At 69.9% G+C, this 14,981-nt stretch carries 14 protein-coding genes; 3 read left to right on the top strand and 11 right to left on the bottom strand.

Annotated elements, in window-relative coordinates:
• Positions 1 to 68: 68 nt before the first annotated feature.
• From ACGFX9_RS14295 to ACGFX9_RS14245, 11 genes are all read right to left on the bottom strand, one after another.
• Positions 69 to 1,196 (bottom strand): polyprenyl synthetase family protein, encoded by a 1,128-nt coding sequence (locus tag ACGFX9_RS14295; protein WP_393470098.1) that lies wholly within the window; start codon positions 1,194 to 1,196, stop codon positions 69 to 71.
• A complete protein-coding gene (gene hpnE, locus ACGFX9_RS14290) occupies positions 1,196 to 2,602 on the bottom strand; it encodes a hydroxysqualene dehydroxylase HpnE (RefSeq protein ID WP_393470533.1) in 1,407 nt (468 codons plus the stop codon). Before hpnE ends, ACGFX9_RS14295 begins: the two co-directional genes overlap by 1 nt.
• 124 nt (positions 2,603 to 2,726) lie before the next feature.
• Positions 2,727 to 3,677: a presqualene diphosphate synthase HpnD gene (hpnD, locus tag ACGFX9_RS14285; RefSeq protein ID WP_393470095.1), complete on the bottom strand. Its 951-nt coding sequence runs from the start codon at positions 3,675 to 3,677 to the stop codon at positions 2,727 to 2,729.
• Complete coding sequence (gene hpnC, locus ACGFX9_RS14280) at positions 3,674 to 4,570, bottom strand: squalene synthase HpnC (protein WP_393470092.1); 897 nt, start codon at positions 4,568 to 4,570, stop codon at positions 3,674 to 3,676. The genes hpnD and hpnC overlap by 4 nt, the downstream gene beginning before the upstream one ends.
• 335 nt (positions 4,571 to 4,905) lie before the next feature.
• Positions 4,906 to 5,709 (bottom strand): ABC transporter ATP-binding protein, encoded by an 804-nt coding sequence (locus tag ACGFX9_RS14275; protein WP_393470530.1) that lies wholly within the window; start codon positions 5,707 to 5,709, stop codon positions 4,906 to 4,908.
• Complete coding sequence (locus tag ACGFX9_RS14270; protein WP_393470089.1) at positions 5,684 to 6,622, bottom strand: ABC transporter permease; 939 nt, start codon at positions 6,620 to 6,622, stop codon at positions 5,684 to 5,686. The genes ACGFX9_RS14275 and ACGFX9_RS14270 overlap by 26 nt, the downstream gene beginning before the upstream one ends.
• Positions 6,623 to 6,717: 95 nt before the next feature.
• Complete coding sequence (locus tag ACGFX9_RS14265) at positions 6,718 to 7,590, bottom strand: glycosyltransferase family 2 protein (RefSeq protein WP_393470527.1); 873 nt, start codon at positions 7,588 to 7,590, stop codon at positions 6,718 to 6,720.
• A 20-nt stretch (positions 7,591 to 7,610) separates the two neighbouring features.
• Positions 7,611 to 8,390, bottom strand: a complete 780-nt coding sequence (locus ACGFX9_RS14260) for a CDP-alcohol phosphatidyltransferase family protein (RefSeq protein WP_393470087.1) — start codon at positions 8,388 to 8,390, stop codon at positions 7,611 to 7,613.
• Positions 8,368 to 9,432: an iron-containing alcohol dehydrogenase family protein gene (locus tag ACGFX9_RS14255; RefSeq protein WP_393470084.1), complete on the bottom strand. Its 1,065-nt coding sequence runs from the start codon at positions 9,430 to 9,432 to the stop codon at positions 8,368 to 8,370. Before ACGFX9_RS14255 ends, ACGFX9_RS14260 begins: the two co-directional genes overlap by 23 nt.
• Complete coding sequence (locus tag ACGFX9_RS14250) at positions 9,420 to 10,157, bottom strand: sugar phosphate nucleotidyltransferase (protein ID WP_393470079.1); 738 nt, start codon at positions 10,155 to 10,157, stop codon at positions 9,420 to 9,422. Before ACGFX9_RS14250 ends, ACGFX9_RS14255 begins: the two co-directional genes overlap by 13 nt.
• On the bottom strand, positions 10,154 to 11,965 hold the full coding sequence (locus ACGFX9_RS14245) for a DUF5941 domain-containing protein (protein WP_393470524.1): 1,812 nt from the start codon (positions 11,963 to 11,965) through the stop codon (positions 10,154 to 10,156). The genes ACGFX9_RS14250 and ACGFX9_RS14245 overlap by 4 nt, the downstream gene beginning before the upstream one ends.
• A 260-nt stretch (positions 11,966 to 12,225) precedes the next feature.
• Here ACGFX9_RS14245 and galE point away from each other — a divergent pair, with 260 nt between their 5' ends.
• The 3 genes from galE (at position 12,226) to idi (ending at position 14,978) form a co-directional block, all read left to right on the top strand.
• Complete coding sequence (gene galE / locus ACGFX9_RS14240; protein ID WP_393470076.1) at positions 12,226 to 13,209, top strand: UDP-glucose 4-epimerase GalE; 984 nt, start codon at positions 12,226 to 12,228, stop codon at positions 13,207 to 13,209.
• Positions 13,210 to 13,374: 165 nt separating this feature from the next.
• Positions 13,375 to 14,301, top strand: a complete 927-nt coding sequence (locus ACGFX9_RS14235) for a cation diffusion facilitator family transporter (RefSeq protein WP_393470073.1) — start codon at positions 13,375 to 13,377, stop codon at positions 14,299 to 14,301.
• A gap of 83 nt (positions 14,302 to 14,384) precedes the next feature.
• Positions 14,385 to 14,978 carry an isopentenyl-diphosphate Delta-isomerase gene (gene idi / locus ACGFX9_RS14230; protein WP_393470070.1) on the top strand — a complete coding sequence of 198 codons (594 nt, stop codon included), beginning with the start codon at positions 14,385 to 14,387 and terminating at the stop codon, positions 14,976 to 14,978.
• The last annotated feature ends 3 nt before the right edge of the window (positions 14,979 to 14,981 follow it).

The following is a 14,981-nucleotide window of genomic DNA, read 5'->3' as shown; positions in this document are numbered from 1 at the left end:
GGTCCGCCGTCGGCCGACGCGTTGGGCGCCGGCCGGCGACTGCGAGCGCTATATCTGCCCGATAGTGATCATCTCTTCCGTACGACGACGAAATCGGCGAGCGCGACGAGCTGCGCCCGCACCCGCTCCGGCATATCGATGGTGTCAAGGGCCTCGATGGCGACGGTGTGCTGGCGCCGGGCCTCCTCGGCGGTCCACTCGCGGCCGCCCGCCTGCTCGATCAGGGCGGCGCGTGCGGCGAACTCCTGCTCGGAGAAGCTGTCGAAGTCGTTGCTCTTGGCGTCCGCCGCGAGCAGCTCGCCTAGCTGCTGCGACGCGGGGCCACCGGCGGCGAGCGCGGCCACGACCGGCAGGGACTTCTTGCGCTGGCGCAGATCGCTCCAGGTCTGCTTTCCGGTGGCCTCCGGATCGCCCCAGATGCCGAGGAGGTCGTCCACCGCTTGGAAGGCGAGGCCGAGGTGGTAGCCGTACTTCTCCAGGGTGTCGGCGGTGTGGTCGTCGGCGCCGCCGAGGACGGCGCCGATGGAGACCGCGCAGGCGAGCAGGGCGCCGGTCTTGTTGCCCTCCATCTCCAGGCACTCCTCGACGGTGACCCGCTCGCGGTGTTCGTAGGAGATGTCCTGCGCCTGGCCGTCGATGAGGGCACGGCTCGCGGAGGTCAGACGGCGCGTGGCGCGGCCCGCCTCGACGGTGCCGATCTCCAGGAGGATCTCGTTGGCGAGCGCGAAGAGGGCGTCGCCGACGAGGATGGCCTGGGCCGGGCCGTGCACCTTCCACACCGTGTCGCGGTGGCGGCGCTGTTCGTCGCCGTCCATCAGGTCGTCGTGCAGCAACGAGAAGTTGTGCACCAGTTCGACGGCGACCGCTCCGGGTACGCCGACCTCCGGCGCGGCCCCAGCGGCCTCCGCGGAGAGCAGGGCGAGCGCGGGGCGCACGGCCTTTCCGCCGTCGCCGTCGGAGGGGTTGCCCTCGGCGTCGATCCAGCCGAAGTGGTAGGCGGCGACGGTGTCCATGGGCGGCGCGAGGCGGTCCACGGCGGACCGCAGCACCGGGGTGGCCAGCGTCCTTCCGCGCTCGAGCAGTGAGGTCACGTCCACCGTGTCGGCAGCCGCTTCGGCCGAGGGCACAGTCGGCACAGTCTCTCCTCTTGTTCCGGTGCTGGATTTCTGGGGACCTGACCCCAGAAGGTCTGGCATCACGCGGCCTCCTCGACGTCGAAGAGGTGGTCACGGGGGCGGTCCAGTGCACGGAGAGCGGCGCCGGCGGCATTGATGCCGCTGCGGACGGCGCTCTCCATGGTCGCGGGCCACCCGGTGGCGGTCCACGCCCCGGCCAGGTACAGGCCGGGAGCCTTGGTGCGAGCACCGGGCCGCAGCCGGCCCACACCGGGAGTGGGCGCGAACGTCGCCGTGCGCTCCCGGGTCACGAAGAAGTCCCGTACCTCCGCACCGTGCGCAGCGGGCAGCAAGCGCTCCAGCTCCGGCAGATAGCGCTCGCGCAGCGCGGCGACGGGTGCGTCGATCTCGTCCTGGGCGGCGGACTGGGACAGTGCGAGGTACTGGCCTTCGGTGAGCCCGGAGGCGTCGGTCCGGTCGAAGACCCACTGCACGGGTGTGCCGAGGGCCGCGAAGAAGGGCCGCTTGAGCACCTTGCGGTCGTACACGACGTGGATGTTGAGGATGGGCGCGGTGTCGATGTCCAGCAGCCGGTCGGGCTCGTCAAGGGCGCCGTCCGGGAGCAGGTCGTGCGTCTCGTGCTGCGGTACGGCGAGCACGACGGTGTCGGCCTCGATCTCCTCGCCGGGAACTTCGACCTTCCAACCCCCGTTGTCCGTACGGGAGATGGAGGTGACTCGTGTCCTCAGTTCGGTTCGCACGCCCGCGGAGTCAAGCGCCTTGCGGGCGAGCGTGTCATGGAGATCACCGAGGGGCACATGCGCCCAGCCGATGTCGGCGGCGCCCGGCTCGGAGAGCAGCCCGGTCTTGAACACCATCGCGGCCAGGCCCAGCGAGGAGTCCCCCGCCACCGCGTTGAGCGTGGCCACACCGACCAGGTCCCACAGGGCCTCGATGGCGCGCGCCGACTGACCGTGCGCGGCCAGCCAGCTGCCGAAGTCCTGGCCGTCCAGCTTGGGGTCGGCCGGGTCGAGCGCCTTGAGGGCGAGCGCGGCGCGCCCCACGTTTGCGCGCTCCGCGAGCGACAGATGCGGATACGTGGCGAGGCTCGCCGCCAGGTGCAGCGGCACGGGCAGCGCGGTGCGGCGAAGGCGCCCGAGCCGGTTACGGTCGGCGTCGAGCACGGGCACGTCGAGACGTTCCTGCAGGGGTGCGAGGGCCGCGCCGTCGACGCGGTCGAGGAACCAGCGGTAGGCGGTGCAGCAGCGCAGATAGACGTGCTGGCCGTTGTCGACGGTCAGTTCCCCGCGTTTGAAGGAGAACGCGAGCCCGCCCAGGCGCGGCCGTCCTTCGAGCAGGGTGACGCGCATCCCGGCGTCGGCGAGCGACAGCGCCGCGGTGATCCCGGCGAGACCGCCGCCGACCACTACAGCGGCCGCCCTACCCGGGCGGCCTGTGCCCTCCGCGTCCGGCCCACCGGGCCGCATGTCGTCGTTGGTCACGCACTCTCCCCCTCGGCCGTTGCCATCTGGGACGCCAGGGGTGAGCGGAGGGTTGCCCACCGGTTGCGGGGGGTTGCCCTGCGTTCACCGCATTCGCCGTGGATGCCCATCACGTACGCCTCCTGACGGTCTGTCGGGAGATGGTGCGCGCGTCGAGCCCGGAGAGACCGCGTACGGCGACGTACGCCTTCTCGCGGCCCGGCAGCGAGACACGGCCGCGCAGGACCGCCTCCGGCTCCCGCTCGATGCGGTCGAGAAGCCGCCGGTAGATGCCCGCCATGGCGGCGACGCAGGCCCCGCTGCGCCGGTCGAGCATCGGAAGCAGTCGGTACCCCTCGGCGAACAGTGCCCGTGCGCGGCGCACCTCGAAGTGCACGAGCCCGGCGAAGTCGGAACCGGCGGGCGGCTCCGAGCCGGAGAATCCGGCGGAGCAGCCGAACTTGGCGAGGTCGTCGGCGGGCAGGTACGTACGCCCGTCCTCGGCGTCCTCGCGTACGTCACGGAGGATGTTGGTGAGCTGGAGCGCGAGGCCGAGCGTGTCGGCGTACTCCGGCGCGCGGTCGGCGTTGAGCGCCCCCCGCTCCGCTCCGAAGACGCCGAGCGAGAGCCGCCCGATGGCCCCGGCCACGCACCGGCAGTAGACCTTGAGGTCCTCCCACGTTTCGTACGTCTCGCCGCGGACGTCCATCAGGACGCCGTCGATCAGCTCGTCGAGGCCGCCGAGCGGGATCGGGAAGTGCGCCGCGGCATGCGCGAGCGCGACCGCCACGGGGTCGGTGTCGTCCTCGTCCACCTGGCCCTCGCGGATCCGGGCGAGGAGCTCCCGGGTGTCGTCGAGGCGGTCGGCCTTGACGTCAGGGGCGAGCGCCCCGTCGCCGATGTCGTCCACGCGCCGCGAGAGGGCGTAGAGCGCTGACATCGCGCGGCGCTTGGGCATCGGGAGCAGCCTGATGCCGTACGCGAAATTGCGTGCCTGCTGCCCGGTCACGGCCTCGCAGTAGCTGTATGCGGCGAGTACCGGCGCGGACACGTTCGGGCCTGACTCCACAGTCCGGCTCACCCCTCTCCTCGCAGAACCGCCCCCACCTCGCGCAGCAAGCGCGGCTTGGTGGGTCTGGGCGGTCCGGGAAGTACGTCGTATCCGGCAACGGCGATCGCCGAGACCGCCGCCCTCCCCCCAGCCACAAAGCCCGCAAGCAGCACCTTCAGCCTGCCGTGGACGCTACCCACCAGGGGGGTGCCTTCATTCAGGAGGCAGCGGGCGCGTTCTGCTTCATATGCAACCAGTGCGCGCACCGACGCGCCTGCTGTCGGCGCGGCCAGATCCCGCTCCTGGACATGAAACCGCTTCATGTCCTGTGCGGGCAGGTAGATGCGGCCCTGGCCGAGGTCCTCGGCGACGTCCTGCAAGTGTTCGACGATCTGGAGTGCGGTGCACACCGCGTCCGAGCGGCGGATCCGCTCCGGGGTCGTGGTGCCGGTGATGCCGAGGACCAGGCGGCCCACGGGGTTCGCGGACAGTTCGCAGTAGGCGAGGAGGTCGTCGTACGTCTCGTAGCGCGTGACGAGCTGGTCCTGGCGGTTGGCCGCGATCAGGCCGAGGAAGGGTTCGGGCGTGAGGCGGCAGCGCCGCACGGTGGGCTGAAGGGCGCGCATCAGCGGATGGCGAGGTGTGGAGTCGAAGACCCGGTGCAGGTCGGCCTCGAAGGCGTCCAGGAGTGCGAGCCGGTCGTCGGCGGCCTCGGGGTCCACGCCCAGATACCGGGCGTCGGCGCCGCCGGGCGCCAGGTCGCCGTCGCCGATGTCGTCGACGAGGCGGGCGAAGCCGTAGACGGCCATGAGGTCGTCGCGCCAGGCGCGGGGCAGGAAGAAAGGCGCCACGGGGAAGTTCTCGTCCGCGGCCTTCGCGAGGACGGCGGATGCGTCGCGCAGCTGGAGATCATCCGTAGCCATTGCCGTCACATCTCCCGTTCTACACTGCCGACCCAATACATCCTATTTCGGACACGCCGCCCGGTCCTCCGCGAGACGGACCGGGCCATGAGCCGGGGCGCCGCACGATATCGCCCCACTTGCCGCGAATCAGCACCGGTACAGCTTACGTTGTACAACGCGGCGTGCGTCGTCGGGGTGTTCTGCACGTCACAACAACACACCGATTGGCGTCAAACTTCCCTGGAATCCAGGGACTTGGGTGAACTCCCGGGGCAGTCGGGACTCAGGACGCAGCGAGGCCCCGCCGGGTTGACTCCGGCGAGGCCCTGTCGCGTGCGGGTGTACCGAGCGGGCTACTTGCCCGTGAACTTCTCGTACTCCTTGATGACCTCGTCGGTCGGTCCGTCCATGCGCAGCTCACCGCGTTCGAGCCAGAGCACGCGGTCGCAGGTGTCGCGGATGGACTTGTTGTTGTGACTGACGAGGAAGACCGTGCCGGCCTCCTTGCGGAGCTCGCGGATGCGGGCCTCGGAGCGCTTCTGGAACTTGCGGTCGCCCGTCGCCAGCGCCTCGTCGATCATCAGTACGTCGTGGTCCTTGGCCGCCGCGATGGAGAAGCGCAGGCGGGCCGCCATGCCCGAGGAGTAGGTGCGCATCGGCAGGGTGATGAAGTCACCCTTCTCGTTGATGCCCGAGAAGTCGACGATGTCCTGGTAGCGCTCCCTGATCTGCTCGCGCGTCATGCCCATCGCGAGACCGCCGAGTATGACGTTGCGCTCGCCCGTCAGGTCGTTCATCAGGGCCGCGTTGACGCCGAGCAGCGAGGGCTGGCCGTCGGTGTAGACCTTGCCCTGCTCGGCGGGCAGCAGGCCGGCGATGGCGCGCAGGAGGGTCGACTTGCCGGAGCCGTTCGAGCCGATCAGGCCGATGGCCTCGCCGCGGTAGGAGGTGAAGCTGACGCCGCGCACGGCGTGCACCTTGCGTACGCCACGCTCCTCGCCGCGCCTGAGGATGCGGCTCATCGCTGAGGTGGCGCTGCCCTTGCCGGTCTTCGCGCCGTTCACGCGGTAGACGATGTGCAGCTCGTCGGCGATGACGGTGGGGATGTGCGTCCTGTCGACGCCGGGTTCGTCAGCCACGGCCGTAACGCTCCTCAGCCTTCCAGAAGTACACGAAGCCGCCGGCGGCGACCAGCACGGCCCAGCCCGCCGCGACCGCCCAGACATGCGCCGGCAGGTACTCGCTGCCGTACCCGTCGATCAGCGCGAAGCGCATCAGGTCCATGTAGATCGCCGCGGGGTTCCACTGCAAGATGTCCGCGATCCACTCCGGCCTGCTCTTGAGCATGACCGGGATGGAGAACATCACGCCGGACGCGTACATCCACGTACGCATCACGAACGGCATCAGCTGCGCGAGGTCGGGGGTCTTGCTGCCGAGCCTCGCCATGATCATCGCCAGGCCCGTGTTGAACAGGAACTGGAGCGCGAGGACCGGGAAGATCAGCAGCCACGACAGCTTGGGGTAGCTGCCGAAGCCGATCGTGATGATGAACAGCACGATCATCGAGAACAGCAGCTGCTGGAGCTGCTGGAGCGAGAAGGAGATCGGCAGCGAGGCCCGCGGGAAGTGCAGGGCGCGCACGAGGCCGAGGTTGCCCGAGATCGACCGGACACCCGCCATCACCGAGCTCTGCGTGAAGGTGAAGACGAAGACGCCCGTGACCAGGAACGGGATGTAGACCTCGCGCTCGAAACCCCGGTCCGCCTTGAGGATCAGACCGAAGATCAAGAAGTAGACGAGCGCGTTGAGCAGCGGCGTCGCCACCTGCCACAGCTGGCCCAGCTTGGCCTGGCTGTACTGGGCGGTCAGCTTCGCCTGCGAGAAGGCGAGGATGAAGTGGCGCCGTCCCCAGAGCTGGTTGACGTACTCGAAAAGTCCGGGCCGTGCGCCGCTGACGGTCAGACCGTACTTGGCGGCGAGATCGGCCCGGGAGAGCCCGTCATCGGGCGGCGGTGTCGACGGGGATGCTGTCACCGCGACTCCGCCGTCATGCGTTGTCTCACTCACGAGTGGAAACTTTCGTCTTCAGATGCGCAGCCGGTCGGGCGTAGGCGTGGGCCAGGGACCGGGGTACGGCCCAGATGTTCTCAGACCCGAGCTTGTCAGATGACAGGAGGTCGGCCCAGTCGGGTCAGGCGCCACACCGTACGCCACCTCATCGGCTTACGAGGTCCGCAGGGCGTCGTCCAGCCCTCCTTGAACCCGCCGAACCAGGCCTTGAGCGCGGGGCCCGACGGCTTCCTCGCCAGGGTCAGGAGCATCCACACACCAAGGTAGACCGGGACCAGGAGCGCGGGCAGGTTGCGGCGGGCGAGCCAGACGCGGTTGCGGGCGACCATCCGGTGGTAGACCGCGTGCCGGGAGGGGGCGGTCGTGGGGTGGAAGAGCACCATGTCGGCGCGGTAGTCGATCATCCAGCCGGCGTCCAGGGCACGCCAGGCGAGGTCGGTCTCCTCGTGGGCGTAGAAGAACTCGTCGGGCAGCCCGCCGACCTCGGCCATGACCTGCGTACGGACGGCGTTGGCGCCGCCGAGGAAGGTCGTCACCCGGGAGGAGCGCATCGGGTCGGCCGCACGCAGCCGCGGCACGTGGCGGCGCTGGGTCTGGCCCGTCTCCGGGTCGGCGATGCGGAAGCTGATGATGCCGAGCTCCGGATCGGCGGCGAAGGCCTCACGGCACAGCTGGGCCGTGTCCATGTTGGCGAGCAGGCCGTCGTCGTCGAGGAAGAGGAGGATGTCGACGTCGGTGCCGCCGGGGCCGAAGGCCTCGATGCCCACGTTGCGTCCGCCGGGGATGCCCAGGTTCTCGGGCAGCTCGACGGTGCGTACGCCTTCGGGGACGTCCGGGACGGGGGCGCCGTTGCCGACGACGACCACCTCGACGGGGTCGCCGTCCTGCTTGGCGACCGAGTCGAGCAGGGCGCGCAGCTCCTGGGGCCGGTTGCCCATCGTGATGATGACGGCTCCGACCTTCATGGGCCGGTTCGCTGCCGTACTCACTTCAGCCTGCTGGAGGCGAGGATGGACACGAGGTGCAGCAGGGTCTGAAGGAGCGCGATGCCGGCGAGGACGGCGACGCCGAGCCGCGAGAAGAACAGGTCGCCGCGGACCGAGTCCACGATCGCGAGGACCAGGATGAGCAGCGACGCCTCGATGCCGAGCACGAGCCGGTGGAACTTCAGGGCTCCCGCGGCCTTGCGGGCCAGGGCCATGCCGGAGGAGCGCGGCTCGGAGGCCGACTCCTTGACCGGCGCCAGGCCCTGCTGGTGACGGGCGACGCCGACGAGGTCGGTCTCCGCCTTGATCAGGATGGCGCCGAGCGCGGCGAGCGTGCCGAGGAAGGCCCACAGCCAGTCGATGCGGCCGGAGCCCCATATGTCGGCGGCGCGCAGACCGAAGCCGACCAGGACCGCGGCGTCGCACAGGTAGGCGGCGACACGGTCCAGGTAGACCCCGGCCATCGAGTACTGCTTGCGCCAGCGGGCGATCTCGCCGTCGACGCAGTCCAGCAGGAGATACAGCTGGACCATCACCACGCCGAGAACGGCGCCCCAGATGCCCGGCACGAGGAGGGCCGGGGCGGCGAGGGCGCCGGCCACGGTCATCAGATACGTGAGCTGGTTGGGCGTGATCCTGGTGTTCACCAGGTAGCGGTCGCAGCGCAGCGAGATCTCTCGCATGTACAGGCGTCCCGCCCAGTGCTCACCGCTGCGCCGGTCCTTCACCCCTGCGGGGTGAACGACGGGGCGGAGTTCAGCTACCGATGGCCTTGGCATAGTCGGCGTATGCGTCCTTGATCTGGTCGGAATTCAGATTGAGGTGCTCGAGGATCGTGTAGCGCCCGGGGCGCGTCTGCGGGGCGTACTCCACGACCTGGACGAACTCGTCCACGGTGAAGCCGATCTCCTCCGGCGTCACGGGGAGGCCGTGCCTGCGCAGGACCTCCACCATGTACTTGGACTCCTCGCGTGCCCCGCGCAGGAACATCGCGAAGGCCGCGCCCAGGCCGCACTGCTCGCCGTGGCTGGCGGCGCGCTTGGGGAAGAGGAGGTCGAAGGCGTGGTTGATCTCGTGGCAGGCGCCGGACGCCGGGCGGGAGTCGCCCGACACGGACATCGCGATGCCGGTGAGGACCAGCCCCTCGGCGAGGACCTGAAGGAAGGCGTCGTCGCCGACGCCACCGGGGTGCCGCAGGACGGCTTCGCCCGCCTGGCGCGCCATCGCGGCCGCGAGGCCGTCGATGTCCTCGCCGCGTTCACGGGCGGCGAGCTCCCAGTCCGCGATCGCGGAGATGTTGGACAGGGCGTCGCCGATGCCGGAGCGCACGAAACGTACGGGGGCCTCACGGATCACATCGAGGTCGATGACGACCGCGATGGGGTTCGGGACTCCGTACGAGCCGCGGCCCGCGTCGTTGTCGAGCGTGGCGACCGGCGAGCAGAGGCCGTCGTGCGACAGGTTCGTCGCGACGGCGACCATCGGCGCGCCGACGCGCGCGGCGGCGAACTTGGCGCAGTCGATGATCTTGCCGCCGCCGAGGCCGACGACCGCGTCGTAGCGGCCCTTCTTGATGGCGTCGGCGAGCTTGATGGCGTCATCGAGCGTGCCGCCGCCGACCTCGAACCAATCGGCGCTGGGCAGCGACGGTTCGAGCCGCTGACGGAGCACCGCGCCGGAGCCGCCGCTGATCGCGACGGCGAGCTTGCCGGTTGACGAGCAGATCCGCTGGTCGGCCAGGACCCCGGCCAGGTCGTTGAGCGCCCCCGGCCGGATGTCCACGACGACCGGCGAGGGGATGAGCCTCGTCAGTACTGGCACGCGATCTCCCGGCCCTTGGCGAGGTCGTCGTGGTTGTCGATCTCGACCCACTTGAGGTCGCCGATCGGGGCCACGTCGATCTTGAAGCCGCGGTTGACGAGCTCCTGGTAGCCGTCCTCGTAGTAGAGGTCGGGGTCGCGCTCGAAGGTGGTCTTCAGGGCGTCGGCAAGCTGCTCGGCGGCGTCACCCTCGATGAGCGTGACACCGATGTACTCACCGGTGGCGGTCGCCGGGTCCATCAGCTTGGTGATCTTCTGGACACCCTTGTCGGGGTCCACGATGACCTTCATCTCCTCGTCGGCGAGGTTCTTCACCGTGTCGAGGGCGAGGATGATCTTCTTGCCGTCGCCGCGGGCGGCGAGCAGCGTCTTCTCGACGGAGACGGGGTGCACGGTGTCGCCGTTGGCGAGGATCACCGTGTGCTTGATCGCGTCACGACCGCACCAGAGGGAGTAGGCGTTGTTCCACTCCTCGGCCTTGTCGTTGTCGATCAGCGTGAGCTTGAGGCCGTACTTCTCCTCGAGCGCCGCCTTGCGGTCGTAGACCGCTTCCTTCTTGTAACCGACGATGATCGCGACCTCGGTCAGTCCGATCTCCGCAAAGTTGCCGAGGGTCAGGTCGAGGATGGTGGTGTCACCGTCGACCGGCACCAGGGCCTTGGGGAGCGTGTCGGTGTAGGGGCGAAGACGCCGTCCGGCGCCGGCCGCCAGCACGAGGCCGATCATGCGGGTTCTCCTTCATCGTGTACGGCGGGTGCTCCACGTTTGTGCGCGGTCACCCAGAAGCGGATGCTCTCGACGAGCACCACGAGTGCCACGGCCACGGCGAGTGCCGTGAGCGCGACGGTGAAATCTGTGTCCGTGAGCAGAGCTGCGGCGACAGCGACCAGCAGTGTCCTGCCCTCGTGCCCGCCGATCGCCCGCACCAGCCAGTGCGGGGGTGCTCCGGCGTCACCGCGGATGCGGTACACCGTGTCGTAGTGATGGTAGGCGACAGCGGACACCAGTCCGAAAGCCGCGGGCAAGGCGCCGTTCACGTCCGCCTTGGCGGCGAGCAGCAGGATCGTGCCGTACTCGGCCGCGCGGAAGAACGGCGGGACGAGCCAGTCGAGGGCGCCCTTGAGGGGGCGGGCGACGGCGAGGCCCGAAGCGATGACGTAGATCACCGCGGCGACGACGACCCAGGGGCTGCCGTAGGACGTGAGTCCCGCCACGCAGACCAGCACGGCGCCGCCGGTGAAGGCGAGCAGCGGCGCGGGCAGCGGCAGACCACCGGGCCGCAGCGCGGCGAAGGCGGAGGCCAGCGGTCCGGTGTCGGCGAGGTCGGCGAGTGCCTGTGCGGCGCGGTCGGTGCGGGTCGCCCTGCGGGTGAGCGAGCGCAGGACGCGCCCCGCCGTGGTGTAGCAGGCGGCGAGCCCACAGCCGATGAGCAGCACGATCAGGGTGATCCGCGGGGTGGTCACCGCGGTGAGGACGGCGATCAGCGCCCAGCGCTCACCGATCGGAAGGACGATCATCCGGCGCAGCCAGACGGTCCAGCCCACGCTGTCGAGCTTGTCCGAAAGGGCCGCGGTGGGGCTGGTGTTGGCGGTGGCGTCGTGGTTCGCCTCGTTGAAGGAGAAGTCCACGACGTGCCGGGAGGTCTGCAGGACCATCGCGCCGAGCGCGAGCGCCCATACGTCGTCGCCGCCCTGGGCCGCGCCGAGTGCGAGGCCCGCGTAGTAGGCGTACTCCTTGGCCCGGTCGAACGTCGCGTCCAGCCAGGCGCCCAGCGTCGAGTACTGCAGGGAGTAGCGGGCGAGCTGCCCGTCCGTGCAGTCCAGGACGAAGGAGAAGAGCAGAAGGAGGCCGGCCGCGACGAAGCCGCCGCGGGTGCCGGTGGCCGCGCAGCCCGCCGCGATCAGGGCGACGAGGAGCGAGGCGGTGGTGACCTGGTTCGGGGTGAGGCCGCGGCGCGCGCACCAGCGGGCGAGGTAGCGCGAGTAAGGGGAGATGCAGTACGTGGTGAAGAAGCCGTCCCGCGACTTGACCGCGGTCCGCAGGCGTACGGCCTCGTCGTCCACGGCCGCCACCGCCTGCCGCGCCTCGTTCCGCGCCTGCGGATCGCTGGGCACGGTGGCGACGAGGGTGCCGAGGTCGGGGCGGTGGACGTCGCGGCCTTCGGCGGCCAGCGTCTCGGAGACGTGGTCCGCGAGCGCCTCCACCGTCAGGGCGGAGCCGCCGCCGCTGCCGGAGCCGGTGACCGTACGCAGCGCGCTCGTCAGGTCCGTGCGGGCCTCGGGCTGCGCGGTGACGGCGCCGGGGACGGCGGACGCGGCGAAGCGCGGGTCCGTCAGGCCGATGCGGAGCGCGTGGACGTGGCCCACGAAGCGCGCGTCGACGACCGCGACCCGCTGTCCGGCCGGGACGGCGGCGAGCAGTGTCTCGGTGTCCGCGGCGTCGGATGCGATGCGGACGTCAAACCCCAGGGACCGCAGATCGCCTTCGAGCGGCGACCCGGGGACCGGCTGACCGGTCAGGATGGCGGTCGACAGACGAACTCACTCCTTGATTGCCGGCGCGGCTCGCGCCGGGCACGTGCGTGATGATGAGGGGCGCCCCTGGCCGGCAGCGGCCGGGCGGCACGTCGGCAGAGGCTATCGGATGATGGGAAGCGGGCGTTCACCGCCCGTTTACGGCCCCATAAGCACGACCTGCGAAGGCCTCCGTCAACTCGATCATCATGGTCGATCGGGGGCGGCGCCCACAAACCGCGCTTCATGCGACCGGCACAAACGACATAAAGTCGACGCCCATGACATGGATGATCACAGGTGGAGCGGGATATATCGGGGCACATGTGGCGCGGGCGATGGCCGGTGCCGGGGAGCGGGTCGTCGTCCTCGACGACGTCTCGGCCGGAGTGCCGGAGCGCCTCCCCTCGGACATCCCTCTCATTAGGGGCTCATCGCTCGACGGTGAGCTGCTGCGGCGGGTCTTCGCCGAGCACGAGGTGACGGGTGTGGTGCATCTCGCGGCCCGTAAGCAGGTCGGCGAGTCCGTGGAGCAGCCGCTGCGCTACTACCGGGAGAACGTGGGCGGCCTGGTGACGCTGCTCGAAGCGGTGGCCGAGGCCGGGATCAAGCGGTTCGTCTTCTCCTCGTCGGCCGCCGTGTACGGAAACCCGCCCGACGTGGAGCTGGTGGCCGAGGACACCCCCTGCGTGCCGATCAACCCCTACGGCGAGACGAAGCTCGCCGGGGAGTGGCTGGTGCGGGCCGCGGGCCGGGCGCATGGCATCGCGACCGTGTGCTTGCGTTATTTCAACGTGGCGGGCGCGGTGACTCCCGAGCTCGCGGACACCGGGGTCTACAACGTGATCCCGATGGTCTTCGACCGGCTCACGCGCGACGAGGCGCCGCGCATCTTCGGCGCCGGCCATCCGACGCCGGACGGCACCTGCGTCCGCGACTACATCCACGTCGCCGACCTCGCCGACGCGCACCTCGCGGCGGCCCGCCGTCTCATGTCGGTCCCCGAGGGCGATCTGACGGTGAACATCGGCCGCGGTGAGGGCGTTTCCGTACGCGAACTTGTGACGCTCATCGGGGAGGTGTCCGGCGACGACCGCCCCGCGCTCGTCGAGCCGGGCCGCGAGGGCGACGCGCCGCGCGCGGTCGCGGACGCGCGCCTCGCCGCGAAGGAGCTGGGCTGGTCGGCCCGGCGCGGTGTACGCGAGATGGTCGAGTCCGCGTGGGCCGGCTGGTGCCTCCACCACCCCGAGGCGCGCCGCTCTTGATCACGTCAGGGCTCTGACCTGCGGTCATTTCCGCAGGTCAGAGCATATGACAACGGTGTTCAGTGCCGTGTTGCCGGATACCCCCCACCCGTAGTTCACTGTGATCGCGGCAACGACGCGACCAGGGGACAGACGACCGATACCGAGCACACGGAGGCGGCTTCCATGGGGGCTGGGCACGATCACGGACACACGCACGGGGGGACGGCGACGGCGGCGTACCGAGGTCGGCTGCGCATCGCGCTCTCGATCACGATCACCGTCATGGTGGTCGAGATCGTCGGTGGCGTCATGGCGGATTCACTTGCGCTCATCGCGGACGCGACGCACATGGCGACGGACGCGCTCGGTCTCGGCATGGCACTGCTCGCGATCCAGTTCGCGGGCCGCCCGGCGACGGAGAACCGCACCTTCGGCTATGCCCGCGCCGAGATCCTTGCCGCGCTCGCCAACTGCCTGCTGCTGCTCGGGGTCGGCGGCTACGTCCTGTACGAGGCCGTCCAGCGGTTCATCACGCCCGCGGAGACCGAGGGCGGACTGACCATCGTCTTCGGCGTCATCGGCCTCGTCGCGAACATGATCTCCCTCTCGCTCCTGATGCGCGGCCAGAAGGACAGCCTGAACGTGCGGGGCGCCTTCCTCGAAGTGATGGCCGACGCGCTTGGCTCGCTGGCCGTGATCGTCGCGGCGGTACTCATCCTGACGACCGGCTTTCAGGCGGCGGACCCGATCGCCTCGCTGGTCATCGGCCTGATGATCGTGCCGCGTACGGTGAAGCTGCTGCGCGAGACCCTGAACGTGCTCCTGGAGTCCGCACCCAAGGGCGTCGACATGGCCGAGGTCCGCTCGCACATACTGGATCTGCCGGGCGTCGAGGACGTCCACGACCTGCACGCGTGGACCATCACGTCGGGCATGCCGGTCCTGTCAGCGCATGTGGTCGTCAGCACCGAGACGCTGAACGGGATCGGCCACGAGAAGATGCTGCACGAGCTGCAGGGATGCCTGGGCGACCACTTCGACGTGGAGCACTGCACCTTCCAGCTGGAGCCGGTCGGTCACGCGGAGCACGAGGCGAAGCTCTGCCACTGAGGAGTGGCTTCGGTGGTTCCTTGCCGGTAGCGCCACTCACGTACGGCAGACTTGAGGTTCGTAGACCGAAGCGAAGGATGGGTATGCCGATCACACCTGCCACCGCGGCGAACAGTTCGTCGAACGGCACCGGAGAAGCGATCTTGCTGGAACTCGTCGACGAGGACGGCAGGACGATCGGCACAGCGGAGAAACTCTCCGCGCATCAGGCGCCCGGGCAGTTGCACCGGGCGTTCTCTGTTTTCCTCTTCGACGAGCAGGGGCGGCTGTTGCTGCAGCAGCGCGCCCTCGGCAAGTACCACTCCCCCGGCGTCTGGTCGAACACCTGCTGTGGGCACCCCTACCCGGGTGAGGCGCCGTTCGCGGCCGCCGCGCGCCGGACGTACGAGGAGCTGGGCGTCTCGCCCTCGCTCCTGGCGGAGGCGGGCACCGTCCGCTACAACCACCCGGACCCCGACTCGGGCCTGGTGGAGCAGGAGTTCAACCATCTCTTCGTGGGGATGGTCCAGTCGCCGCTGCGGCCCGACGAGTCCGAGGTCGGCGAGACCGCGTTCGTGACGGCCGCCGAGCTGGCGGAGCGGCACGCCAACGGCACGTTCTCGGCGTGGTTCATGACCGTCCTGGACTCGGCGCGGCCCGCGATCCGGGAGCTGACGGGGCCTTCCGCCGGGTGGTGACCC

It is taken from the genome of Streptomyces sp. NPDC048436, assembly GCF_043200355.1.
Classification (GTDB): Bacteria; Actinomycetota; Actinomycetes; order Streptomycetales; family Streptomycetaceae; genus Streptomyces.
This window is presented reverse-complemented; position numbering and strand designations above follow the sequence as displayed.

Coding starts and splice junctions, on each gene's coding strand:
- ACGFX9_RS14295 (WP_393470098.1), bottom strand. CDS start 1,196: ATGCCAGACCTTCTGGGGTCAGGTCCCCAGAAATCCAGCACCGGAACA.
- hpnE (WP_393470533.1), bottom strand. CDS start 2,602: ATGCGGCCCGGTGGGCCGGACGCGGAGGGCACAGGCCGCCCGGGTAGG.
- hpnC (WP_393470092.1), bottom strand. CDS start 4,570: ATGGCTACGGATGATCTCCAGCTGCGCGACGCATCCGCCGTCCTCGCG.
- ACGFX9_RS14265 (WP_393470527.1), bottom strand. CDS start 7,590: ATGAAGGTCGGAGCCGTCATCATCACGATGGGCAACCGGCCCCAGGAG.
- ACGFX9_RS14260 (WP_393470087.1), bottom strand. CDS start 8,390: ATGCCAAGGCCATCGGTAGCTGAACTCCGCCCCGTCGTTCACCCCGCA.
- ACGFX9_RS14250 (WP_393470079.1), bottom strand. CDS start 10,157: ATGATCGGCCTCGTGCTGGCGGCCGGCGCCGGACGGCGTCTTCGCCCC.
- galE (WP_393470076.1), top strand. CDS start 12,226: ATGACATGGATGATCACAGGTGGAGCGGGATATATCGGGGCACATGTG.
- ACGFX9_RS14235 (WP_393470073.1), top strand. CDS start 13,375: ATGGGGGCTGGGCACGATCACGGACACACGCACGGGGGGACGGCGACG.
- idi (WP_393470070.1), top strand. CDS start 14,385: ATGCCGATCACACCTGCCACCGCGGCGAACAGTTCGTCGAACGGCACC.